This window comes from Cupriavidus sp. (assembly GCF_057315035.1).
This window is the reverse complement of sequence record NZ_DBHKYV010000009.1, coordinates 115,996-138,134: the sequence shown is the minus strand read 5'-3', so window position 1 is coordinate 138,134 and position 22,139 is coordinate 115,996. Positions and strand designations below refer to the sequence as shown.

The following is a 22,139-nucleotide window of genomic DNA, read 5'->3' as shown; positions in this document are numbered from 1 at the left end:
TCAGGTTGCCGTCACGCGACGGTCAGCGATATTTCGCCAATGCCGGTCACGCTGGCATCGATGACATCGCCGCGCTGCAATGGGCCAACGCCCACCGGCGTGCCGGTGAAGATCAGGTCGCCAGCCATCAGCGTTACGGAATGCGACAGCATGGCGATCAGGTCGGGAACGGGCCAGATCAGGTCGGACAGGTCGGCACGCTGACGCGTGGTGCCGTTGACGGCGAGGCAGATCTCGCCGTCGTGCGGGTGGCCGCATGCCGCTGCCGGCACGATTGGGCTGCAGGGTGCCGAATGATCGAAGGCCTTGGCTGGTTCCCATGGGCCGCCAACCCGCTTGGCTTGCTGTTGCAGGTCCCTGCGCGTCATGTCGAGTCCTACCGCGTAGCCCCACACATGTGCCGTTGCCTGAGCCGGGTCGATGTCGCGGCCACCTTGCCCTATCGCGACCACGAGTTCGACTTCATGACAAAACTCTTCCGTGCCAGGCGGATAAGGCAGCGCGCCTTTTGCCTGCACCACGGCGGTGGCCGGTTTCATGAACCATGCAGGCATCTCGGTCGGCGCCGGCTCGTTCGCGGTCCAACGATAGTTGCGCCCGATGCAGAAGACCCTCGCGATCGGGAACTGCGCCTTGCTGTTGGTCACGGGCAGCGTGCTGGGAGCCGGTACTGGCAGAACGAATTCCATCATGACGCTCTTGAAGTTGGATACGTTCGCGGGTTCAGGTGGTCAGGCTCATGGCCGGGCGCTTGCCGGCCAGCCCGTCGGCAACGCTGTCCAGCACCATGCGGATCATGGCCGCGCGCGTTTCCCAGGTGGCGCTGGCGCGATGGGCCTGCAGCGTCGTGCGGTCCGACTGGCGCAGCGCCAGCGGCACGCGCGGTTCGTCCACGAATACATCGAGGCCTGCGCCAGCGATGCTGCCCGCCTCGATGGCCTGTGCCAGGTCCACTTCATTGACCAGACGTCCACGCGCCACGTTGACCAGGAAGCCGCGCGGGCCCAGCGCATCGAGTACTGCGGCATTGACGATGCCTTCAGCCTTGTCAGCCGCCGCGCATAGCACCAGCGCATCGCTGTCGCGTGCCAGATCGACCAGATCGGATACGAACTCATGCGGCAGGTCGTCCATGCGTTGCAGATCCGTATAGCGGATCGGGCAACCAAAGGCCGCGGCCCGCGTAGCCACCGCGCGTCCCACGCGTCCCATGCCAACAATGCCAACCCGCATGCCGCTGAAGCGGCGCGCCAGCGGAATGGCCGACGGCTGCGGGAAGCGTTCCCACTGGCCGTCACGCACAAAGCGATCGCCGGCGCAGATATTCCGGCATGCGGCAATCAGCAGGCCGATGGCCAGATCGGCCACGTCTTCGGTCAGTGCCCCCAACGTTGCGGTGACGGGCAGGCCGCGTTCACGGCAATAGGCCAGGTCCACCGCATCGGTGCCAACGCCATTCACGGCTACCACCTTCAGCGCCGGCAACTGCTCGAGCATCGCGCGGGAAATCCCGGTATGTCCGCCGGTAATCACGGCCTGGATCGACGGGCCATGCTGGGCCAGCCAGGTGGCCTGGTCTTCAATCTCGAAATACTTGTGCACTTCGTAGAGTGCTGCCAGCTCTTCATTGGCGGCGGGAATCAGGATGGGATTCAGTTGCAGGATCTGCGGCTTCATGGGCTGTCGTGGCTGTTTGAGCTTTCGTGGGCGGCTGGAATGTGGAACTCATGGTAGTTAATAGTTGATTGTCAATGCAATATTGATATATAAAATCAACATAAATAAGTGCGAGCGAGTCAAATATGGGTTCCTGGATGTCGATGGACGAGGCGTGCACGCGGCTTGGCGTGCGGCCGCAAACCGTCTATGCGTACGTAAGCCGCGGCAAGATCGAAGTCATGTCCGACCCGGCCGATACGCGGCGCAGCCTTTATCGTGCCGAGGATGTCGCGACGCTTGCCCGGCGCAAGCAGGCCGGCCGCAAGCACGAGACGCTGGCCACCAACACCTTGTTCGGGGCGGAGCCGAGCATTCCGACTGCGATCTCCACATTCGTGCGCGAACGGTTGTACCTGCGCGGCCAGGATGCAGTGGCCCTGGCGGCGACGGCCACGCTGGAAGAGGCCGCGCAATTGCTGTGGGACTCAGGGCAGCCGGTGGATTTTTCGTCGTCGGTGAAGGTGGCGCGACCCGGCCGTGTGGCGGCATTCCGGACGCTGGCCGAGCTCGCGGCCACCGGACACTCCACGCACGGTCGTATGAAACGGGTGTTGCAAGTGGAAGGGCAGGAACTGGTCGGGCAACTGGCCAATGCATTTGGCGCCCAGCCGGGGCAAGAACCGCTGCACCTCCGTTTCGCACAAGGCTGGGGGCAGACGCCAGCGGTGGCAGAACTGCTGCGGACGGCAATGGTCCTGCTGGTGGACCACGAGTTGACGAGTTCGGCGTTCGCGACGCGCATTACGGCGTCGACCGGTGCATCGCTACCGGCTTGCCTGTTGTCCGGTCTGACCACGCTGTCGGGGCCGCTGCATGGCGATGCCTCGGGCCGCGTCAAGGCGCTGTTCGATGAGCTGGAACGGCAGGGCGAGGATCAGGTGATTGCCCATTACCTGTCCACCGGACAGCCGCTGGCGGGGTTCGGACACCATCTGTATCCCGAGGGCGATCCGCGTGCGACCACGTTGCTGGCCATGTTCGAGCCGCCGGCAGTGATCGCACGGTTTATCGGGAAGGCGACCCGCCTGACCGGCCTGCAACCCAATATCGACGTGGCACTGGCGGCGCTGTCCACCCACTATGGGCTGCCTGACGATGCCGCATTCGGGATGTTCGCCACGGCGCGCAGCATCGGGCTGCTGGCGCATAGCCTGGAACAACTCGGAGTCGGTCAGGTCATCCGGCCGCGCGGCCGCTATGTCGGCGTGCTTCCGGACAAGGGATGAATCTGATCAGCGGATCTTGCCGAATCCTTCGGCGGCCCAGCGCGAAGCGCTATCCCGCGTCAGCTTGAAATCCGGTCGCACCTTGACCGTCGCGAGCACATCGCCAAACGGGCTGATGGCCGTCAGGGTGCCAAACGGCTCGAATTCGTCCGGCGTGACAACTAGCCTGACGGTTACTGCATCCGATCCCACATCGACGGTAAGCTGCTTGTTGAGTTGCGCGTGCAATTGCTGCTCGTGCCGGCGAATGACTTCCGAAGCCGTCTTGACCAGGGTCTGGTGGGCGGTTGCATCCAGCGGCTTCGGATCGACCTTGTTGCGTCCCATCGTCCATGGTCCGACCAGCGCGGGTTCGGCGCTGCCATCCCTGATCATTTCGACGGCCCAGCCATCGCCATCCTCGTTCTTGATCACGCGGGCGGTCCAGCCTTTGTCGCGCCAGAGCCTGGGCTCATGGATGCGGGAAGAGTCGTCTTCCGAGAAATTTTCGTCGCTTTGATACATGCAGCTTGCACCGGTTCATTGAGGGGCTTCCCGCCGCGAAGGTCGAATGCAGGGGAGGGGGCCTCGGAAAGACCGCGATTTTAGCCGACTCGGCGTTGCGGGCCTGCTACCCCTGGCGGTCGATGGCAGGCCAGCCGCCTGGACGATGAACGCGGTGCGCGCGATGCCGATCGCGAACGTTGTAACCGTCGTGGTGCTGTCGTTGCGTCGTTATTTCATCGTTGTTGCGCTCGAACAACGTCAAATGCCCTGATAACAGCGCGCAAAAACCCGAATAAAGAAGGGCGTTTGTCCATATCAAGACGACAAGCCTCAAGCTTTCCAAAACGTCAGTCCAAGTTCATCCAAGTTCAATCATGGTGTGGCCACTAACCGGAGGAAAGTCAATGTCGCATCCCGTTTTGTATTCAAGACCGACAAATTTTGTCAGTCCTGGCGCATCTGCGCCGTTGCCTGCGTGGATTACGACACGAATGGATACCCATTTTGTTGAGCGAATGGGCAAGCTATGGGATGGAGATCATTTGCTTCATGGGCGCACGCCAGGACCCGACGCGCTCCATCTCAGCAGCAACGATTATCTCTGCCTGCTCGGCGAAAAAGCCCTGGTACAGGCACAGGCGCGGGCGTTGCTCGACGAACAGCCGGAACTGCTGATGTCGTCGGTGTTCCGACATGGCGATACCCCGCAGCAGCGGGTCGAGCGCAAACTGGCTGCGCTGATGGAAGCCGAGGACGGGCTGATTGCCCAATCAGGCTGGGCGGCCAATGTGGGCCTGGTGCAATGCATTGCGGGGCCCGGCGTACCGGTCTATATAGACATGAACGGCCATGCCTCGCTTTGGGAGGGCATCAGCGCCGCCGGTGCGCAGGCGGTTCCGGTTCGCCATAACGATCATGCCCACACCTTGCGCCAGGTCGAGCGCATTGGTCCTGGCGTGATCATGGTGGACTCGGTCTACAGCACTACCGGCAGTGTCGCCCCCATCGAAGAATACGTGCGCATTGCAGAGGCCACCGGCTCGGTGCTGGTGGTCGACGAATCGCACTCGCTGGGCACCCACGGACCGTGTGGCGGCGGACTGGTGCGTGAGCTTGGGTTGTCCGGCCGGGTCCATTTCCGGACCGCCTCGCTGGCCAAGGCGTTTGGCGGACGCGCCGGCTTTGTTGCCTGCTCGACCGCTTTCAAGGACTTCTTCGCCGTGGAATCCCGTCCTGCCATTTTCAGTTCCGGGCTATTGCGCCACGAGGTTGCATGGTTCGATGCCGCAATCGACTTCATTACCGCGGCCGACGACCGCCGGGAAACACTACACGCGATCACCCGATCCACCAGAGCCGCAATCTCGGCGCTTGGCTACAACATCAGCGATGGTTCCGAGCAGATTATCGGCCTGGAGGCCGGGACCGAGCCCCAGGTCAAGTTGCTGCGCGATGCGCTGCAACGGCACGGGATATTTGGTGCGGTCTTTTGCGCTCCCGCTACCCCCAAGAATAGGGCATTGATGCGCCTAACGCTGCATGCGAAACTCACCTCCCATGATATCGGTCGCCTCGTGGACGTTCTGGAAACGATCCGTGACGAAGTGCGGCTGGATGAATGGTCATCGACGCGCCGCGCACGGCGCGGATCCCTTAATGCATAGGCGCATAGGCGGGCCAATGCCTGAGTCCCTCTGGGAGTTGTAACTGGAGATGGAAGCAACGCAAGAGCAAGCAAGCGGGCATTCGGCAGGAGCACGGCTGGGCCGCTATATCTGGCGTACGGTGTTCGAGACCGCCTCGCGCACCACGCTGCTGGACGAAGAAAGCGTCGCGCGGCTGCGCAGGATCCAGATGGTCGGAGCCCTGGGTGTCATCGGACACCCGCTCTACTATGTCATCTGGTCCTACGTTTTTCCGCAGCCATATGAAAATATCTGGCTGCGGCTGGTCTGCACCGTGCTGTTTGCACCGCTGTTGTTTGCATCGGTGTTCTCGCAGAAACGCTGGCTGCCGGCCTACGCGCTGTTTGCCATTACCGTGGGCATGCCGTTCGCCTTTATCTTCTTGTACCTGGAGAATCACGGTTCGCTGGTATGGGCCGAATCGGTGATTATTGCGGTGGTGATCCTGTACCACTTCAGCGTTGCTTTCGCGACCTTCGCGCTGCTGTCGGGCGCCGTGGCGGCGGTTGCCATGTTCCTGGTGGCCGGGCACTCGATGGCGGGCATCCCCTGGGAGCCGGTGCTGTTGCAGTTGCCGATCCTGGCGTTCGTGATCGCGGTGCTGATCGTGATCAAGCTCGATCGCCAGATACTGGTGGAGCAGAAGCGGCGCGGCATGGCCGTGGCGCTGGCCACGGTTGCACACGAGTTGCGCACGCCGTTGACCAGCCTCTCGATGACCGCGAATGGCCTCACGGCGCGGCTGCCCATGGTGCTTGCCAGCGACGCGCCACAACGCGAGGCCCTGCTCGATGCCGTGGCGCGGATTCAGTCAGATATTGCCCACGTTAGCAACAGCATCGAACTGCTGGTGGCCAATTCCAAGGATCCAAACTCCGCCAAACAGGATCTTTTCGACGTCGGCCACTCGATCCGCGAGTGTATTGGCAGATTCCCTTTCGGCCCCCTGGGGCACGAGATCGTCTCGATCGATGCGCCGGAGCCGGCTTACGTCATGGGGAATGCCCAGCTGTTCGAACTGGTCATTACCAACCTGACCAAGAATGCGCTGGAAGCGATCAGGCGTGCAAGCAAGGGAGATATCCAGATTCGGTGCGAAGTCAGGCGGAATGCCATTCATGTCCTGTTCCGCGACACCGCAACTGGGGTGCCCCCGCACGTACTGGCCCGGATGTTCCAGCCGTTCTTCTCATACCCGGCGCATCGCGGCACCGGCATCGGCCTGGCTTTCTGCAAGGACGTGCTGCAGAGCTGGGGCGCGACCATTTCTTGCAGTTCGGTCGAGCACGAGTTCACCGAGTTCGATATTCGCTTTCCGTATCCGCAGTAATAAACCCGACGCACGAACGAAAAAAAGGGGCAGCCGAAGCTGCCCCTTTCTTATTCCAGCGAGTCTTTAGACTGCGGTAGCGGCCACGGGCGCTGCCGGTGCCGGCGTGGCCGGAGCGGCGGCCTTCACGCGACGAACCTTTGCGGCCGGCTTGGCTGCAGCCTTCGGTGCAGCAGCGGCCTTCACCGGCTTGACAGCCTTGACAGGCTTGGCGGCGACTGCCGGCTTGGCTGCCTTGGGAGCCTTCACGGCCTTCACAGCCTTTACGGTCTTGGCGGCCTTGGGCGCAGCCTTCGGCGCGACAGCGCGCTTCGTGGCGGGCTTCGTTGCAGCCTTGGCCTTGGCTGCCGGCTTGGCCTTGGCAGCTGCCTTTTCTGCAGCCAGCGCAGCGCGGGCCGTATCCTTCAGCTTCTTCAGTTCGGCACGTGCCTTGATGATGGCCTTCTTGCCGGCCGCTGCCTGCTTGGCGAGTTCTGCGCGCAGCTTGTCCAGTTGCTTCTGCGCGGCCTTGGCCTCGCGATCCAGGACGCTGGCCTTCTTTGCAGGCACTGCGATTTTCTTCGTTACGCGCTTGGCGGTGGCGATCTTGTTTGCGGCCATGAAGTAGTTCTCTGTTATTGGTTTCAGATGGGGCCGGAGTGTAGCAGTGAACGACCATGAAAACCATTACCGTCGTGAAATCAACTGTCGCTTTGAAATTACACTTTCTTCCAGAATAGCGAGGAGAATCGATTCACGACGAAGTCCTGGGAGTTCGATGCCATGCTCAAGCTCTATTCCTATCCCGATCTTTTTGGCGTAGCCGACAACAATCCGTTCGGTCTCAAGGTGTTCGCATTCATGCGGTTATGCGGGCTGGAGTTCGAGCATTGCCATGTCCTGGACACCTCCCAGGCACCAAGAGGCCAACTGCCTTATCTGACGGATGGCGACAAATCAGTTGGCGACAGCGACGCCATCATGGCCTACCTGACCGGGCGCTATGACCTGACGCTGGACAAAGGTCTCTCGGTCGGGCAAAGGAATCTCGATCTGCTGGTACGCCGTACGCTTGACGACCTTTATTGGCCGATGAGCTATTCGCGCTGGCGCGACGACCGATTCTGGCCAGCTTTTCGCGACGCCCTGCGTGCAACCCATCCCGACATCACACTCGAAACGCTGGAAGGCGCGCGGGAGTACAACCGCCAGCGATATCACTTCCAGGGGATTGGGCGTTATGCCCCGGAGCAGGTCTATGAGCGAGGCATTGCGGACTTGCGCGTCGTGGCCGACCTGATCGGCGAAACGGGATACGTGTTCGGCGCGCAACCCGCATCGATCGATGCCGCAATCTACGGGTTTGTTGCGAATATCTTTTACTACAAGATTGACACACCATTGCGGCAATACGTGCTGTCTCGCCCGAATCTGGTGCGTCATTGCCAGGGCATTCACGCGCGCGTGATGGGGGCGCCGGCGCCGGGAACGTGATTCATGGTTGACTCAAAAGATTAAGCCTGGATTAAGCAGTGTGCGTGTTCCAACATGGTCGTCCGCCAGGCATGGTCGTCCGGCGCCCGTGTTCCTATACTCCAAGGCCTGCGGAACGCCTTGCCCGGAGTTGGCAAGAAGCGAAATATAAAGAGGGGACATGAACCGATTCGACGACAGCGTATTGCACTTTCTCAACCAGTTTGCATTCCGCTCGGAGTTCGTCGATCGCATGGCGATGGCCATGACCCAGTTCTATCTGCTACGCGGTGTGCCACTGGTGGCGCTGCTATGGTGGCTCTGGTTTCGCGAAACCGACGTCAGAAGCCGCGAGCGCAATCGGGAAATCATTGTCACCACCATCGTGGCCGCTTTGCTTGCATTGGCCGTCGGGCGCCTGCTTGCTCATTTGATACCGTTTCGTCTGCGGCCTTTTGCCAATCCGGCGCTGGGCCTGCATTTTCCGATGTCCTCGGAAGACCGGATTCGCACCTGGAGCGCGTTTCCCAGCGATCACGCCATGCTCTGGTTCGCCGTTGCCACAGGCGCGACGGTAGCGTCGTGGCGGGTGGGTATCGTCGCCCTTTGCTACACGTTTTTCGGCATATGCCTGTCACGTGTGTATGTGGGCCTGCACCACCCGACCGACATTCTCGGTGGGGCGGTGATCGGCATTGCGCTTTGCCTGCTACTTAACCTGACCCCATGCCGCCACTTGATTGCGGCCCCGATACTAAGCCTTTCCCGACGGTACGAGGCATTGTTCAATACGGCGATGTTTCTGCTCAGTTTCGGACTGGTGACGCATTTCGACGAGGTGCTGATGCTGGGCTCGGCGATTATCAGGGGCAGTTGAGCGCTGAATGCCTGGGGGATCCAGCAACCACGCTCAAAGCAGCCACTCGATCGGGAGTATCGAGAGAACAAAAACAGCCGCGCGCTGATACCAGGTCGAGTTGGGTTCGGTGTCATAGCGAATCGGCTGGTCGCTGGTTTGCCTGAGCCAGTAAAGACGGTGGTTACTGTCCAGGCGCACTTCATAGGCGAGTTTCGGTGCCAGGTCCCACAGCGCTGCTTCAATGCGCGCGGCCAGTTCCGGGCTATCGATAATGAAGCCGAGTTCGGTGTTCAGGTTGGCCGAACGTGGGTCGAAGTTCAGCGAGCCCACGAACACGCGCTTGGTATCGATCGAAAAGGTCTTGGCATGCAGGCTGGAGCCGGAACTGCCGAACATTCCGACGCTGTAGTACTTCTGCGCGGTTTGGCCTGCCGCACGGCGCAATTCAAAGAGCGAGACGCCGGCATCGAGCAACTCGGGGCGTCGCCTGGCGTAGCCGGAATGGACGGGTAGCACGTCGGTGGCTTCGAGCGAATTCGTCAGGATCCGTACCTTTACGCCGCTGGACACGAGTTGGCCGAAAAACTCGGTGCCGGCGGCACCGGGCACGAAGTACGGTGAAACCAGGTCCAGTTCGCGCTCGGGGTTGCCAAGGACCGTACGCAGTTGCGAGAAGATCAGCTGGTCCGGATCGGCCTTGCCGAGAATCTTGGCTGGATCATCGCTGACAAGCGTGGTGTTCGCCCAAAGCAGTGGCAGGTCACCGCGCAGCAGCCGATCGACATCGGTGACCTTTTCCAATGCCTGCACGTACTTCTGGCTGGCAGGGTCGCGCAACATTTGCCGCAGCGGTTCGTCGATTGAATCCTCGGGCGCCGTGGTCACCAGCAGTTCCACGGGGTAGGCCGACCGGCTGGCCCAATACCGGTCGAAATCCAGCGCGATGGCGCGCGCGGCAGGTCCGATGGCCAGCACATCCAGATCGGCAAACACCACGCCGTCAGTCGCCCCAAAATATTCGTCGCCGATATTGCGACCGCCCACGATCGATGCCACGCCATCGGCGGTCAGCGATTTGTTATGCATCCTGCGGTTCAAGCGCCGGAAATCAGTCAGGAAGCCAAGCTGCTTCGGCCAGCGCACCACGAATGGATTGAACAGGCGAACCTCGATATTTTTGTGCGAGGCCAGCGAGCGCAACGTGCTGTCGAGCGACGACGGTGCTCCGTTGTCATCGAGCAAAAGCCGGACGCGCACGCCACGATCGGCGGCATCGCGCAATTCCTTGAGCAGCAGGTTACCGGTGAGGTCGTTGCGCCAGATGTAGTACTGCACGTCGAGCGTGCGTTGCGCGGCGCGGATCAGGTCGACGCGCGCGGCGAAGGAATCGAGCGGGTCAGGTAGTGGATCGATGCCGGTATGGTTAGGGGACTTGGCGGTCTCCCGGGCAATCGACTGACCGAGCGGCGTGGCCGCGGTGGCTTCAGGTGCAAGCGTCGCCGTCTGCGTTAGCTCGCCACGCGGCGGCAGGTTGCAGCCAGTCACCAGCAACATGCCACAGCACGCCAGCAGCCAGCACCGCCAAGGATGAGAACCGTCGCGTTTCGGGTATGGCGTTGTCTTCGTCATCCGCATCCGGTCACCGAGGCCGGTGATGATCGTTGGGATGGACAGGATACCTGCGGCGACACCAAGCAGCCACGAGCGTCGGCGATAGATCACGTAATGGGTGACTTATGGTGCATTTATCTGGTTTCCTGACCTTTCCTAAGCCCTTTCCTATGCCGCCTCCCCCAGCAGCAGCGCCACATTGCGTTCCGCCAGTGCGGCGATGGTGCGAGACGGATTCAGGCCCAGCGCGCGCGGTACGACGGCGCCGTCCATGACGTAGAGGCCGGGGTAGCCAAATACCCGGCCATGCGAGTCCACCACGCCGTCTTCTACCGACTTGCCCATCCGGCATCCTCCCAATGGATGCGGGGTGATCAGGTTATGCAGCAGCCTCCAGGTCGGGGGCACCCATGGATCGCCGCCGGTAGCTTCCGATAGCCGCCGGTGGGCCTCGATCATGGCTTCGATGACGGGCACCGACTGTTTGTACGACCAGTTGAGTTCGAGGGTGTGGCGCCACGGCGCATACCATTTGCGGCATAGCAGAAGCTGGCCGTCGCCCGGGTCTACGCCCTGGCCGAACCACGGCATCATGGTTTCGAGCGGGTCGCCATCGTCGATGAGTCCACCGATTTCCTTCCATAACGCGCGCAGCTTGCCGCGAGGCATGCGCTGGATCTGGCGGCGAATGTAGTTGCGGGCGATGTTCGGAATGCCACCGTCTTCCACGAACAGTGACTGGCCATTGGGACCGCGGTGATTCAGCAGGTCGATCACGGCCGAGATGGTGACGCCGTGCGCCGGCGATACGCGCCGTTTCTCATAGAAGGCTGGCGTGACGAAATCGCCGTTGTGTGCCCAATGGTGTCCCAGGTGACGCGACAGCGCGGGCAGTGTGCGATGTTCGTCCCTGCAGCGCAGCAGCAGTTCGGTGCTGCCGATGGAGCCCGCAGCCAGTATCACGCGTGTGCCAGTGACTTCGCCCGGTACGCGTCGTCCAAAACTGGGCTGGATCTCGTCGAAGGTCACGCGCCAGCCTTGCGCCGAAGGTCCAATTTTCTGGACCAGATGCAAGGGCCAGATCTCGGCGCCATGGCGCTGCGCCACCGCGAGGTAGTTGAGATCGAGCGTGTTCCTGGCCGACACCTGGCAACCGACATCGCAATTGCCGCAATGGACGCAGGTTCCTTGCCATTTGCCGTGTGCGTTCAGGAATCGCACCGAACGCCCGTCCTCGCGCGCGTTCGGCAGATCCGGCCGCCAGTCAGGGGAGAAACTGACCGCCAGCGGTAGCATGCGGAAGCGGTCGCCCCAACCGCATGCCTGGGCGGCGTCGCGCACGAGCCGGGCACGTTCGCTCATCTGCTCTTCGGGTACGGTCGCGACCGAGAGCATGGCGCCGACCGTGTCGTAGTAATCCTTGAGGCCCGCATACGTGATGTCGTCCGGCCAGCCCTGCGCAAACGTTTCTGGCGGCGCCTCGACCGACACGTTGGCATAGATCAGCGAGCCGCCACCCACCCCGGCGCCGGCAATCACCCAAACATCGGAAAACGTACGGATATCGGCCCAGCCGTTGAAGCGTTGCGGACGCTTCTGGCTCCAGAGCCACGGATCGTCGTCATCGCGCGGGTAGGTATGGGGCATCCAGCGCCGGCCTCGTTCCAGCACCAGCACGCGTTGCCCGGCCTGTGCCAGCCGGCACGCGGCCACGGCGCCACCAAAGCCGCTGCCGATCACGATTGCGTCAAACGCCGGCGTGCGCTTCATGGATGCGCTCCATTGCGCGGGATGACGATGGGCGGTTCGATCAACTGCATCGAGTCTGGCGGTACTGGTTGCCCGGCCGTCGGGACGAAGCGGGGTCCGCGCGATGCGGTGCTGGCAACCAGTCGCCACGTGCGCAGCAGTCTGGCGCGCTTCTTCACGCCCTTGCCCAGCTTCCAGCGCCGACATACCTTTTCCAGCTTGAGCGGATAGATGGTCAGCGCCTCTGCATCGATGCGCATGCGCAGGAAACACTTGTAGTCGGCAATGGCCTGCGACGAGAACACTTCCTCCGCATGCAGACCCCAGAAGCGGTTGGCCAGCACCATCCATATGCCAAACAGCAGGCCACCGAGAATGCCGCCCACCAGCAAGGTTTCGATCAGCAACAACGGCAGCAATAGCGCATCGTCGGTGCCCAGGCCAATGACATGCACGTTGAGGCGAGCCAGGGCCCAGAACAGTGCAACCGCCAGCGCCACATGCAGAAGTCCATGCAGTGCACCGACCAGTCCGGGTATGGAGAGGGCGCGCGGAAAGCCCCGGATCGACAATGCGGCAAAGAGTGCCGGTATCGCGATGGCGATAAACACCGAGGCCGGGCTGTTCGACATCACGTGCCAAAGCGCGCAAACCGCTCCGCCAACATGACCGGGCGTCATGGTGCGCGCCGCCAAGGCATCGATGATGCTGCGCTGGCCGTCCACCGGTGCGGATGCCCAGCTCGCACTCTGCAGGATCCAGCCGAACAGGAAGTAGAGCGCCGCGAACAACGCGCACAGGCCCACATTGCGGATTGGCAATTGCCAGGCGCGGTTGCGCAATCGGCGCGAGGTGGCCATATCGGGATACGGCTCGCCGGCCATGGCATAGTGCTGCTTGTTGCGGCCAATGGCGATGGCCGGTGGCGAGGTGGGCAACTGATGCGTGCCATGCAGGAATGCACCACCGCCACCGCAGGTCATGCGTTGGGGGCCCTTGGTACCTGGCAACGGCGTGTAGCGAACGTAGTGGTGATTGTCGCCGGCCAGTACCACGGCAAGATGCTCGCCAAGCAATTGCTCGATCTTGCTGAGGCTGCGGAAGCGCGGCGTCCTGGTCTCCATGATGTGCGGCCGTCGCGCAGCGCGTGACAGCCGTTCCATCTCGTCGATCCAGCTTGGTTCGGGCGTGCACAGCACCACGCGATCGTCGGGCGACAACTGCGCGTGCATGGCCATGAAGTACTCGTATTGCCGGCGGTCCATCTCGGAATCGAGTTGCAGGTCCAGGCCCCAGATCCACCAGCCGTGCGGCAACTTCAAGACGTAATAGCTCGTGCGTTGCGCCGTGCGCCAGACCCCCAATGGCTCGCCGGAACAGAACAGCTGCGCAAAGCCACGCAGCCCGTCGTACCAGTCGTGATTGCCGGGGGTGGCCACCATCAACGGCGCGTCCGGTATTTCGATTGGCGTCTCGCTGTTGGCCGACGGCTCGGTGTCCACCGGCGCCGGAAATGCCGCGCGGAACGGATCGACGAAACGGGTGCGGTATCCCTGGTCGGCCGGCGTGGGGTAGACCTGGTCGCCGCCGAGCAGCAACACACTGGCGCGTGGCAGCGTAAGGTCTTGCGCTTTCGCTTGCAGACGCACCGCCTGGCTGGCACATAGCGCCATGGAGTAGGTCGAGTGCCAGCCGTCGCCGGTATCGGCCAGGTAGTCCACCCATACGCTGCCGTCCGCATCCGCCGGGACGTTAATGGCCGGATTCGCGCTGGCCGGATTCAGCGCGGCCTGTACCGCGCGTGCATCCGCGAAAGCGCCAATTGTGCGGGCCGCCGTTACGCGCAGTGCCGTCATCAGTAGCTGGACCGGACTCAGCCAGTTGACCATCGGCTCCTGCGTATACAGCTCGACGCGAGTAGCGGTAGAACCTGCGGCATCCTTGGCCGAAGCCGGCGCGGTTGCAGGGGCTGCCGAGGCAGGGGGCCGAACGTTTTCCGCAAGCATCGTCAACCTCCCCGTCGCGTCTGCATTCCTATTTCAAACTGATTGTCATGAGAATTGATTCACGCCGGATTTGTGGGGCGCGTGGCACAGTGGCTCGCGGTTATCGCAGGCATCACCTAATATAGGTGATCAAAAGCCGCAGTCATGCCGATTTGCAAATCGGCGACATTTGCAGGCAAAGCGGGGGTGCGGGGTCGAGCGCGGAGCACTGATTCTGGTCATGCTGAGTCGCAGATCATTTCTCCTTGGTAGTGCGGGGGCAGCCGGTGGCGCGCTGGTCGTTGGCTGGCTGGCCCTTCGTCCTGACGATCGTCTCGACGGCAGCGACGTTCTGAAGGCCGCTGCAGACCACGTGCCGTTGAACGGCTGGGTAATCATCGGCACCGATGACAGCGTCACCGTGGTCATGAGCAAGTCCGAGATGGGGCAGGGCATCCATACCGGCGCGGCCATGCTACTGGCCGAGGAGCTCGGCGCCGACTGGTCGAAGGTGCGCGTAATGCAGGCGCCCATCGACGCCATCTACATTAATCGCGACAATCTCGGCGCCGGATTGCCATACCGGCCCGACGACCAGCGCGATCACGTGCGGCTTGTCCGAGACGTCCTGTACAAGGCCTCACGCTACATCGGTTCGATGGTCACCGGCGGCTCCACCAGCATTGTCGATTTATGGGAGCCGATGCGGCATGCCGGTGCATCGGCGCGCGAGATGCTATGCACCGCCGCGGCGCGCCAATGGTCGGTGCCGGTGGAGGAATGCGTGGTCAAGGCGGGCACCGTGCTGCATGCGTTTTCGGGCAGGACGGCAACGTTCGGCCAGTTGGTGACACAGGCAAGCAAACTTTCGCATCCGTCGCGGCCAACGTTGAAGGACCCTTCCACCTACACCTTGATCGGCCGCAGCCTGCATCGCATCGAGGCGCCGGGCAAGCTCAATGGCAGCCTGCGTTTCGGTATCGATGTTGTAAAAGCGGAACTGGCGCGCGATGTCGGCACTGGCCGGCCACTCGAACTGCTCTACGCGAGCGTGTTGATGTGTCCCACGCTTGGAGGACGGCTCAAGTCCCACGACGTGAAGCTAAAGAGTGTGCCGGGCGTGCACAAATGGGTTCCGGTGGATGGCTACAACGGCGGCACCGGAGGCATTGCGGCAATTGCCGACAACCCGTTTATCGCGATGCGCGCACTGTGCGATGTACGCGTGGAGTGGGACCACGGCCCGGCCGCCAAGCTCAATACCGCCGATGTCATGAAGACATTGACGCAAGCGCTCGACGACACCGGTAACAGCAAACTGCACGAGGTCGGCAATGCGGAAGCCGCTCTGAAGCACGGCAAGGTCTTGCATATGCAGTACGAGGTGCCGTACCTCGCGCATGGCGCGTTGGAGCCGATCAATTGCACTGTATTGGTCGAGAAACAACATGCAACGGTCTGGGTATCGACGCAGGTCCCCCAGGTGGCACGCCGCGCCGTTGCCGAGGCACTGAACTTCGGGCATGACCAGGTGACCATTCACGAGCGGTTTCCTGGCGGCGGCTTCGGCAGGCGGCTCGAGGCCGATTATGTTGCGCAGGCCGCAGCCATAGCCGCACAGATGGAAGGCCGGGCAGTGCAGACCATCTGGTCTCGTCCCGAGGACATGACGCATGACTTCTACCGGCCCGCATGTGTCGCAAGATTCAGCGGTGCACTCGACGCCGATGGCAACCTGTCGGCATGGTCGGCCGTAACGGCCAGCCAGTCTGTCACTGAACAGGTGCTACCGCGCAGCTACGGCGTGCCAGAGATTATCGCGCGCCATTTGCCGGACGGGACGATGGGCGAAGGCGGATTCGACCAGGCTTATGAGTGCCCGAACATCATGATCCGCCACAGCCGCGTCGATCTGCCGATTCCCATTGGATACTGGCGCTCGGTGGGGCATTCACACCAGGCGTTTTTCGTTGAATCATTCCTGGATGAAATGGCGGCGGCAGCCGGCAAGGATCCGATCGAGTTTCGCCTGGGCATGCTGAAGAAGCCGGAGCACGCACGGCATGCCGCCGTGTTGCACAAGCTGGTCGAGTTCGCCGGCTGGAAAAAGCCACTGAAGTGGAAAGATGCATCGGGCACCGAGTTCGGGCGCGGCATGGCCATGCACGAGTGTTTCGGCAGCGTGGTAGCCCAAGTGGCCGAGGTGCGCAAGGATTCGACCGATGGCTATCGGGTGACGCGCGTGTTCTGTGTCATCGATTGCGGAATCGCGGTCAATCCGGATCTGGTGAAGCAGCAAATGGAAAGCGGCATCGTGTTTGGCTTGTCAGCGGCCATGCAGCAAGCCATCACCATTCGCAATGGCCAGGTGCAGCAGCACTACTTCAGCGAGGTGCCGCTGATCGACATGGAAAACTGCCCCGATATCCGCACCCACGTCATGGAAAGCCGTGAAAAAGTACCCCATGGCGTTGGCGAGGCGGGCACGCCGCCAATAGCGCCCGCGCTGGCCAATGCGGTATTCGCGCTGAAGGGGAAAGAGGCGAAAGACCGCGTGCGCTCGTTGCCCTTGGTGGCGCCGCCGAAGTTGCCCGAAGACGAGGCCCTATGGGAGGGCGACAGGTGGTGCAAATGGTGCAAATCACTGTAAACGGCAAGACCGTGACCGTGCAATCGGCGCCGGAGACTCCGCTGCTGTGGGTGCTGCGCTGCGAGCTGGGACTGACCGGTACCAAATTCGGATGCGGCATCAAGTACTGCGGCGCCTGCACGGTGCTGGTGGGAAATCACCCCCAGACAACCTGCCAGGAACCCGTCAGCAAATTGCGCGGCGCGTCTGTGACGACCATCGAGGGGTTGCAAGGCAAGGTCGCCGACGCATTGCGCAAGGCGTGGATCGATTGCGACGTGGTGCAATGCGGCTATTGCCAGAGCGCGCAGTTGATTGCGGCGGCAGCGCTGCTGCAAGCAAACAGGTCGCCGAGCGACCTGGATATCGATCAGGCAATGAAGGAGATTTCCTGCCGGTGCGGCACGTTCCCGCGGATTCGCCGCGCCATCCATCAGGCTGCCACGGCGCTGCGCGGGTGATGCGGCATTGGCCGTATTGGCTGTTCTGGCCGTATTGTCAGCCTTGCCCAGATACAATTCGACACTCAAGTGCCAGTCGGCCGCTTCCGTAAGAGTGATCTCTCTTCCATTCAGGAGCGATCATGACAACAGTCGGAAATTCAGCTAGCGCCAGTGCATACAGTGCGGCCCAACCAGCAACCAACACCTTGAGCAGCGATATCAGGGAAGGTCACTTGAAGTCGGCCATGCCGTTGTCCGAAGCATGGGCGCCGCAGTTCATGGTGAAGGGTGACTTGAATGGTGACGCGCAACTGAGCCAGGACGAATTTGTCGACCTGCTGGCCAAGGCGTCCGTCGCGGAAGACAAGGCGCGGGAACTGTTTGCCCAGTTCGGCGGCACCGAAAAGCAGGGCATCACCGTCGATCAGTTTTTCGAAGGTATCAAGAACAGCAATGCGCGTGGTGAAACCACGTTCTCGAAGCTGACGGATTCGGTGATGTACGACAAACAGGGCAAGGTGGACGAGTCCGGTTTGTCGAGCTTCCTTCAGGCCGGCGCCGCATTTGCGGAGCAATTCTGGGGAAGCCGCCGCTAGCGCTGCATTCACTCGATCCAGTTGATCTTCGGAAACCGTGCCGCGAATCCATCCGGCATGGGTATCACGCGCTTGCTGGCGTAGTCGAAGAACACGAAGCCCGATTTGGCCATGGCAATCAACGCACCGTCCTGCGGCCGGGTAATGCGGAAAATGATGTCGCCACCGTATTTGTTGAAATCCATCACGCCTACTTCAAACAGCAACTGGTCGCGCGCATGGGCTTCGTTGCGGTACATCGTCGCCAGGTCGGTGACGATGATGCCGGCGCCGTTGATCTGGTCGCCTTCGCTGCCGTATTGAAATAGAAAACGGGCGCGCGCCTCCGAGATCATCGAGATCATCGAATCGTTGGCCAGGTGGTTGGCCCCGTTGATGTCCGTGACGCGAACGGTCAGATGGGTGGAATAGCAGAACTGGTCGACGGGCAGGTCGAGCTTGATACGGGCCATGGTACGGAGCGGACAGCTGGGATCGCAAAAGTCCTATATGTTAGTCGATCCGGGCTGCCGCATTCCAGACCTATCGGCGGCGGACAAACCGTTGTTCAACGACCCTGGTTCCCCATTGATCGCCTTCGGCTTCCGAGTCCAGAGTGAAGCCGAAGGCCTCATACAGATGACGCGCCGAATCCAGGCCTTTGAAGGTCCACAGATAGGTCTCAACGAAGTGAAGGTCGACAAACTGCATCGCTCGTGACATCAGGCGCCGGCCAATACCGGTGCCGCGCAACGAGTCGTCCACGATAAACCAGCGCAGGTGTGCGATGCCTGTCTCATGGTCTCCATCGATCGCCAGGGACGCCAGTGCGCGGCCGTTCTCGACGTACAACCAGAGCGCCTTGCCTGTTGACGGTAAGGACGCGGCAAAGTCGGCCAGCTCCGTCGCAACTTTCTTCTCGAAGTAAGCGCCGAAGCCCCAGTGTTCCGAATAGAAGCGCGCATGAAGGCTTGCCACATCGCCAATGCAACCCGGCTGATAGCCTTCGACAATCGGCATGGGTTCGTTTTCTGCCGAGGAGGGCTTGCCGTCGTTATCCCGGGACAGCGCATCGGCATACAGCGCCAGCGAGCGCAGTAGCGTCTGCTGATCGGCGGGGACCATGCGCCGCAGCGCATTCGAAACCTGATCGGTAGCGAAGCGGTCGATTCTCTTGCGAAGCTTCTGGCCTTCCGCGGTCAGGTACAACTCGGACAAGCGGTTGTCTTCGGAGGAAGTACGGCGCTCAACCAGGCCATCGGATTCCAGCTTGGCGACTTGCCGGCTGGTATTCGATTTGTCGAGCCGCAGCGTCTTTCCCAGATCCTTTGCACTGATACCGGGTGCCATGCCGATTTCCAGCACGGCATGGACTGCCGAAGGCGCGAGGTCGCTTTCCGCCAGGGTTGCCCGCATAAAGCCAAGTTCACGGACCAGTTTGCGCGAGAAATCACGCAGTTCGAGAATGGTTGTATCCCGGGAGGTGCCGGGAATGTCCACGAGATCCATGATTGCCCTCAAGCCTGTAAGTTGCGTACCGCAACCAATATAGTTGCGGTACGCAACTGAGTCAAGCGGGCAATCAGGCAACCGTTGAGACTGCCTGATCGATTCGAGCAAAGCTTCGTCGCATTGTTGCTACATACCCCACTACAAGGGCGGGACGCAAGGATCACCTGTCTGGTACGGTCGCATCGTCGTTGGCAGGTCCATTGAAGTCCCAGTAGCCGGGCACACGCCGAAGAAACAAAAAAAGAACGAGGGGAATGCATGAAGGGGAGAAGTCTGCTGGCGGTCATGGCGGTTTGCGTCATGGCGTCGGGATGCACGCGCGTTCAGGAAGCCATCATGTCCGTGCCGGACAAGATCAACGCCGCATATCCGGTGGTGCCCGAGGTTCGTATCGTCCAGGAGCGTCTGCAGACACTTACCGCAGGCGATTCGCAGGCAGCAAAAGCCTTGCTGGCCCAGATTGATGCACGGATGAAGTTGCGCGCCTTGAATTGCGCGAAGAATGTGCAGATAGGCCGTTTCGACAGTGTCGCGTCCGTTCGGGCCAAGACGTTGGATGTTGCCTGTTTCCAGGAACAGGACGCGTCACTGCAGGCGTTCTACGGTATGCGCACGGTTGGCGCACTACTGGCATTGCCGCCATTGCGGCCAGCCAGGCCGCTGGGGCAGGCACGTCTCGTCGCCGGTGGCAAACTCAAGTATGTCGAGTCTGCCGTGGTGGCTTCCCGGGCTGGTGTGGGTGTGCTGCGCGATTCGTCTGGCGAAGGCGTTCTCATGGCGTTTCCGGAGGGGCAAATCATCGCCACGCTTCCGCGCAGGTCCTATGGCAGCGATGCCATCTCACCGAATGGCCGGGTAATTGCCACCGGGGCGCAGCAGCAGGGACTCACGTTCCTGGATGCTGAAACAGGTGGTCGGCTCTGGGAGTTTGCCGAGGGAGGCCGGCTGGTGGACTGGCTCGCGCCACTGCAAAGCGTCCTGCTCTCGCTTCGCTCCGGTGAACTGATGCTTGGTGACGGCGTGTCGGGGTCGGTTGAACCGCATCCGCTGGCCGGCCGTAGCGCCCTTGGCATTACGCTTGAAGATAATCCGGTGCGGGTTCTGGTGGGTTCCGCTGCAAGCTGGAGCGTGGCGGAGCACGCACGCACACCCGAAGGTATTCAGGCGACTGTGATACGAAAGATTTCCATCGACCGCAACAGCGGCGGCAGTCCGACTTCCGAAGCCGTGCCGATGCGGGCAGGCAAGCTGCTCGTCTATCCGTCGGCGGGGGACATAGGCTGGCTGGATCTGAAGACGGGGGACGTGGGTAAGTGGCGCACGGCCCCATATTTCCACCAGGCATTGGCCAAGCTCGACGAAACGCATCTGCTGCTGGTGTCGACAGATGGAGGCCAGCGCAAGCTATGGTCGCTCGATGTCGATGCGCAGACGGTAACGCCAGTCGACACGGAGCCTGCAGTCAGCTACGTGCGTGGCCTCGGACGGCGCAACGGATTCCTGATGCGCGGGGCCGACGCGTGGATTGGTGATCAGGTCACGCCAAGCGGGGAAGTGGCAGACCTGCACAAGGTAGTGAGCGAGTATGCCTTGCAGCAGCAGTTGCGCAAATTGCAGCAGATGATCGATGCTGAAAAGGCCTCGCTCGCGGCAACCTCGATTCCGTCTACTGGCATTGGAGGCCCCACGGTCGCCTTGCCTGGCTTGGCCGGCGTACCGCCCAACGCGCAAGTGCATATTGTCGGTGTCTATGAGGGCAAGGGCGATGCCGGCCGGCAGGCCGGCTCGCATGTCAAGCGCGATGTACGCGTGGCGGTGCGTTCAGGTGGCCGTCCGATCGTGCTTGCACTCGCGTCATACGAACCCGTCAACTGGATCGTGGAGAATGCGGGGACGCCGATCGCCGCGGTATTGCTGAGTGGCTATTACCCTTCCAGTGTGAGCGGTGCGGGCAGTGCCACGGTTATGCGAATCGGATCCGCGTATGCGTACTCGCGTACCGGCGGCAACTACGACGCACTGCGCAACAATATCGTGCAGTACACCGGCGCACGCGAAATCCGTTCATTCCAGGGCGCCTATTCTGGCGCCGAGTTCAGCGTGGGAGGCATCTGATCGGGCAGGAGCTCCCTGTCAGGGCAGTCGGCGCGTCAGTGTATGTCACCAGCGCGCCAGCTTCTCCAGAATGGAGGCGCGGATATTGTCGATATGCTCGGCGGTGCGCGCGGCCGCTTCGGCGCCGTCGCCGCGCTCCAGGGCGCTGAGCATGTCCAGGTGTTCATGGCACACCGGCCCAAGGCGCCGATCGAGCCGCTTGAGCGAGAACATGCGTGTCTTGCGTCGGACCTCGGCAATGATGCCGGCCAGCATCTCGTTGTCGCAGTATTTGCAGATCACGCCGTGCAGATCGGCGTCGAGCACCTGATGTTCCGGATTCCCGGGCTCGTTATGCTCAAGCAATTCCTCGACGCGCTGACGCAACCTTGCCAGTTCGGCCTTGGGAATTTGTCCGGCGGCGCGTGCCGCGGCGTCGGGTTCCAGCAGGCGGCGCACATGCAGCGCTTCCAGGATTTCCTGCACCGTTACCTGCCGGACGAAAAGACGGCTGTTCGCGCCGCGCTCGAGCAGCCGTTCGCCTTCGAGGCGATGCAGGGCCTCGCGTAGCGGCGTGCGCGAAAAGCCCAGTTGCACGGCGAGCGCCCGTTCCTGGATCGGGTCTCCGGGATGGAGTTCACCAGAGACCAGCAGGTCGAGCACGGCCTCGTACGCGACGTTGCCAAGCGCGCGTTCCTTCGGCAACTCGTCGTCCGGTAGCGCCTCTGTCTCCACGGCGGACCCTGAATAGGCAAGATTGGTTTTTTTCGTCATGCGGCGAAGT

Annotated in this window: 19 protein-coding genes; 9 read left to right on the top strand and 10 right to left on the bottom strand. The window is 61.8% G+C overall.

Going from position 1 to position 22,139, the window contains the following annotated elements:
- Positions 1-11 precede the first annotated feature (11 nt).
- Positions 12-692 carry a fumarylacetoacetate hydrolase family protein gene (locus ACO550_RS14575; protein ID WP_315593079.1) on the bottom strand — a complete coding sequence of 227 codons (681 nt, stop codon included), beginning with the start codon at positions 690-692 and terminating at the stop codon, positions 12-14.
- A 31-nt stretch (positions 693-723) separates the two neighbouring features.
- Positions 724-1,677, bottom strand: a complete 954-nt coding sequence (locus ACO550_RS14570; RefSeq protein ID WP_315593080.1) for an NAD(P)-dependent oxidoreductase — start codon at positions 1,675-1,677, stop codon at positions 724-726.
- Positions 1,678-1,802: 125 nt separating this feature from the next.
- Between ACO550_RS14570 and ACO550_RS14565 the strand changes: the two genes are divergently transcribed.
- Entirely contained in the window at positions 1,803-2,945 is a 1,143-nt protein-coding gene (locus tag ACO550_RS14565; protein WP_315593081.1) for a citrate/2-methylcitrate synthase, read from the top strand.
- A gap of 6 nt (positions 2,946-2,951) precedes the next feature.
- On the opposite strand, the gene ACO550_RS14560 is transcribed toward ACO550_RS14565, so the two are convergent.
- On the bottom strand, positions 2,952-3,449 hold the full coding sequence (locus ACO550_RS14560) for a hypothetical protein (RefSeq protein ID WP_315593082.1): 498 nt from the start codon (positions 3,447-3,449) through the stop codon (positions 2,952-2,954).
- A 386-nt stretch (positions 3,450-3,835) separates the two neighbouring features.
- On the opposite strand from ACO550_RS14560, the gene cqsA reads away from it, so the two are divergent.
- Together cqsA and ACO550_RS14550 are read left to right on the top strand one after the other, a co-directional pair.
- Positions 3,836-5,095: an alpha-hydroxyketone-type quorum-sensing autoinducer synthase gene (gene cqsA, locus ACO550_RS14555; RefSeq protein WP_315593083.1), complete on the top strand. Its 1,260-nt coding sequence runs from the start codon at positions 3,836-3,838 to the stop codon at positions 5,093-5,095.
- Positions 5,096-5,144: 49 nt separating this feature from the next.
- Positions 5,145-6,446: an ATP-binding protein gene (locus ACO550_RS14550; protein ID WP_315593084.1), complete on the top strand. Its 1,302-nt coding sequence runs from the start codon at positions 5,145-5,147 to the stop codon at positions 6,444-6,446.
- Positions 6,447-6,512: 66 nt separating this feature from the next.
- On the opposite strand, the gene ACO550_RS14545 is transcribed toward ACO550_RS14550, so the two are convergent.
- Positions 6,513-7,046, bottom strand: coding sequence for a fumarate hydratase (locus tag ACO550_RS14545; protein ID WP_315593085.1), 534 nt, complete (start codon positions 7,044-7,046; stop codon positions 6,513-6,515).
- Positions 7,047-7,208: 162 nt separating this feature from the next.
- On the opposite strand from ACO550_RS14545, the gene ACO550_RS14540 reads away from it, so the two are divergent.
- Together ACO550_RS14540 and ACO550_RS14535 are read left to right on the top strand one after the other, a co-directional pair.
- Positions 7,209-7,919, top strand: coding sequence for a glutathione S-transferase C-terminal domain-containing protein (locus tag ACO550_RS14540; protein ID WP_315593086.1), 711 nt, complete (start codon positions 7,209-7,211; stop codon positions 7,917-7,919).
- 160 nt (positions 7,920-8,079) lie between these two features.
- Positions 8,080-8,775, top strand: coding sequence for a phosphatase PAP2 family protein (locus ACO550_RS14535; RefSeq protein WP_315593087.1), 696 nt, complete (start codon positions 8,080-8,082; stop codon positions 8,773-8,775).
- Between the two features lie 33 nt (positions 8,776-8,808).
- On the opposite strand, the gene ACO550_RS14530 is transcribed toward ACO550_RS14535, so the two are convergent.
- The 3 genes from ACO550_RS14530 to ACO550_RS14520 all read right to left on the bottom strand — a co-directional run bounded on the left by ACO550_RS14530 (position 8,809) and on the right by ACO550_RS14520 (position 14,123).
- Positions 8,809-10,311 carry a phospholipase D-like domain-containing protein gene (locus tag ACO550_RS14530; protein ID WP_315593088.1) on the bottom strand — a complete coding sequence of 501 codons (1,503 nt, stop codon included), beginning with the start codon at positions 10,309-10,311 and terminating at the stop codon, positions 8,809-8,811.
- 225 nt (positions 10,312-10,536) lie between these two features.
- A complete protein-coding gene (locus ACO550_RS14525; RefSeq protein ID WP_315593089.1) occupies positions 10,537-12,138 on the bottom strand; it encodes a GMC oxidoreductase in 1,602 nt (533 codons plus the stop codon).
- Positions 12,135-14,123 carry a preprotein translocase subunit YajC gene (locus ACO550_RS14520; protein ID WP_315593090.1) on the bottom strand — a complete coding sequence of 663 codons (1,989 nt, stop codon included), beginning with the start codon at positions 14,121-14,123 and terminating at the stop codon, positions 12,135-12,137. The genes ACO550_RS14525 and ACO550_RS14520 overlap by 4 nt, the downstream gene beginning before the upstream one ends.
- A 220-nt stretch (positions 14,124-14,343) precedes the next feature.
- On the opposite strand from ACO550_RS14520, the gene ACO550_RS14515 reads away from it, so the two are divergent.
- The 3 genes from ACO550_RS14515 (at position 14,344) to ACO550_RS14505 (ending at position 17,770) form a co-directional block, all read left to right on the top strand.
- On the top strand, positions 14,344-16,752 hold the full coding sequence (locus ACO550_RS14515; protein WP_315593091.1) for a xanthine dehydrogenase family protein molybdopterin-binding subunit: 2,409 nt from the start codon (positions 14,344-14,346) through the stop codon (positions 16,750-16,752).
- A complete protein-coding gene (locus tag ACO550_RS14510) occupies positions 16,734-17,192 on the top strand; it encodes a (2Fe-2S)-binding protein (protein ID WP_315593188.1) in 459 nt (152 codons plus the stop codon). Before ACO550_RS14515 ends, ACO550_RS14510 begins: the two co-directional genes overlap by 19 nt.
- 122 nt (positions 17,193-17,314) lie before the next feature.
- Positions 17,315-17,770: a hypothetical protein gene (locus ACO550_RS14505; protein ID WP_315593092.1), complete on the top strand. Its 456-nt coding sequence runs from the start codon at positions 17,315-17,317 to the stop codon at positions 17,768-17,770.
- A gap of 8 nt (positions 17,771-17,778) precedes the next feature.
- Here ACO550_RS14505 and ACO550_RS14500 read toward each other — a convergent pair whose 3' ends face one another.
- Positions 17,779-18,222, bottom strand: coding sequence for a thioesterase family protein (locus ACO550_RS14500; RefSeq protein ID WP_315593093.1), 444 nt, complete (start codon positions 18,220-18,222; stop codon positions 17,779-17,781).
- A gap of 70 nt (positions 18,223-18,292) precedes the next feature.
- Positions 18,293-19,258 (bottom strand): helix-turn-helix domain-containing GNAT family N-acetyltransferase, encoded by a 966-nt coding sequence (locus ACO550_RS14495; RefSeq protein WP_315593094.1) that lies wholly within the window; start codon positions 19,256-19,258, stop codon positions 18,293-18,295.
- A gap of 261 nt (positions 19,259-19,519) precedes the next feature.
- Between ACO550_RS14495 and ACO550_RS14490 the strand changes: the two genes are divergently transcribed.
- Positions 19,520-21,376 carry a hypothetical protein gene (locus tag ACO550_RS14490; protein ID WP_315593095.1) on the top strand — a complete coding sequence of 619 codons (1,857 nt, stop codon included), beginning with the start codon at positions 19,520-19,522 and terminating at the stop codon, positions 21,374-21,376.
- Between the two features lie 45 nt (positions 21,377-21,421).
- On the opposite strand, the gene ACO550_RS14485 is transcribed toward ACO550_RS14490, so the two are convergent.
- Positions 21,422-22,129 (bottom strand): FCD domain-containing protein, encoded by a 708-nt coding sequence (locus tag ACO550_RS14485; RefSeq protein ID WP_315593096.1) that lies wholly within the window; start codon positions 22,127-22,129, stop codon positions 21,422-21,424.
- Positions 22,130-22,139: the final 10 nt, after the last annotated feature.

Coding starts and splice junctions, on each gene's coding strand:
- ACO550_RS14535 (WP_315593087.1), top strand. CDS start 8,080: ATGAACCGATTCGACGACAGCGTATTGCACTTTCTCAACCAGTTTGCA.
- ACO550_RS14550 (WP_315593084.1), top strand. CDS start 5,145: ATGGAAGCAACGCAAGAGCAAGCAAGCGGGCATTCGGCAGGAGCACGG.
- ACO550_RS14510 (WP_315593188.1), top strand. CDS start 16,734: ATGGTGCAAATCACTGTAAACGGCAAGACCGTGACCGTGCAATCGGCG.
- ACO550_RS14500 (WP_315593093.1), bottom strand. CDS start 18,222: ATGGCCCGTATCAAGCTCGACCTGCCCGTCGACCAGTTCTGCTATTCC.
- ACO550_RS14540 (WP_315593086.1), top strand. CDS start 7,209: ATGCTCAAGCTCTATTCCTATCCCGATCTTTTTGGCGTAGCCGACAAC.
- ACO550_RS14515 (WP_315593091.1), top strand. CDS start 14,344: ATGCTGAGTCGCAGATCATTTCTCCTTGGTAGTGCGGGGGCAGCCGGT.
- ACO550_RS14565 (WP_315593081.1), top strand. CDS start 1,803: ATGGGTTCCTGGATGTCGATGGACGAGGCGTGCACGCGGCTTGGCGTG.
- cqsA (WP_315593083.1), top strand. CDS start 3,836: ATGTCGCATCCCGTTTTGTATTCAAGACCGACAAATTTTGTCAGTCCT.
- ACO550_RS14485 (WP_315593096.1), bottom strand. CDS start 22,129: ATGACGAAAAAAACCAATCTTGCCTATTCAGGGTCCGCCGTGGAGACA.
- ACO550_RS14495 (WP_315593094.1), bottom strand. CDS start 19,258: ATGGATCTCGTGGACATTCCCGGCACCTCCCGGGATACAACCATTCTC.
- ACO550_RS14570 (WP_315593080.1), bottom strand. CDS start 1,677: ATGAAGCCGCAGATCCTGCAACTGAATCCCATCCTGATTCCCGCCGCC.
- ACO550_RS14575 (WP_315593079.1), bottom strand. CDS start 692: ATGATGGAATTCGTTCTGCCAGTACCGGCTCCCAGCACGCTGCCCGTG.
- ACO550_RS14505 (WP_315593092.1), top strand. CDS start 17,315: ATGACAACAGTCGGAAATTCAGCTAGCGCCAGTGCATACAGTGCGGCC.
- ACO550_RS14525 (WP_315593089.1), bottom strand. CDS start 12,138: ATGAAGCGCACGCCGGCGTTTGACGCAATCGTGATCGGCAGCGGCTTT.
- ACO550_RS14545 (WP_315593085.1), bottom strand. CDS start 7,046: ATGGCCGCAAACAAGATCGCCACCGCCAAGCGCGTAACGAAGAAAATC.
- ACO550_RS14520 (WP_315593090.1), bottom strand. CDS start 14,123: ATGCTTGCGGAAAACGTTCGGCCCCCTGCCTCGGCAGCCCCTGCAACC.
- ACO550_RS14560 (WP_315593082.1), bottom strand. CDS start 3,449: ATGTATCAAAGCGACGAAAATTTCTCGGAAGACGACTCTTCCCGCATC.
- ACO550_RS14530 (WP_315593088.1), bottom strand. CDS start 10,311: ATGTTGCTGGTGACTGGCTGCAACCTGCCGCCGCGTGGCGAGCTAACG.
- ACO550_RS14490 (WP_315593095.1), top strand. CDS start 19,520: ATGAAGGGGAGAAGTCTGCTGGCGGTCATGGCGGTTTGCGTCATGGCG.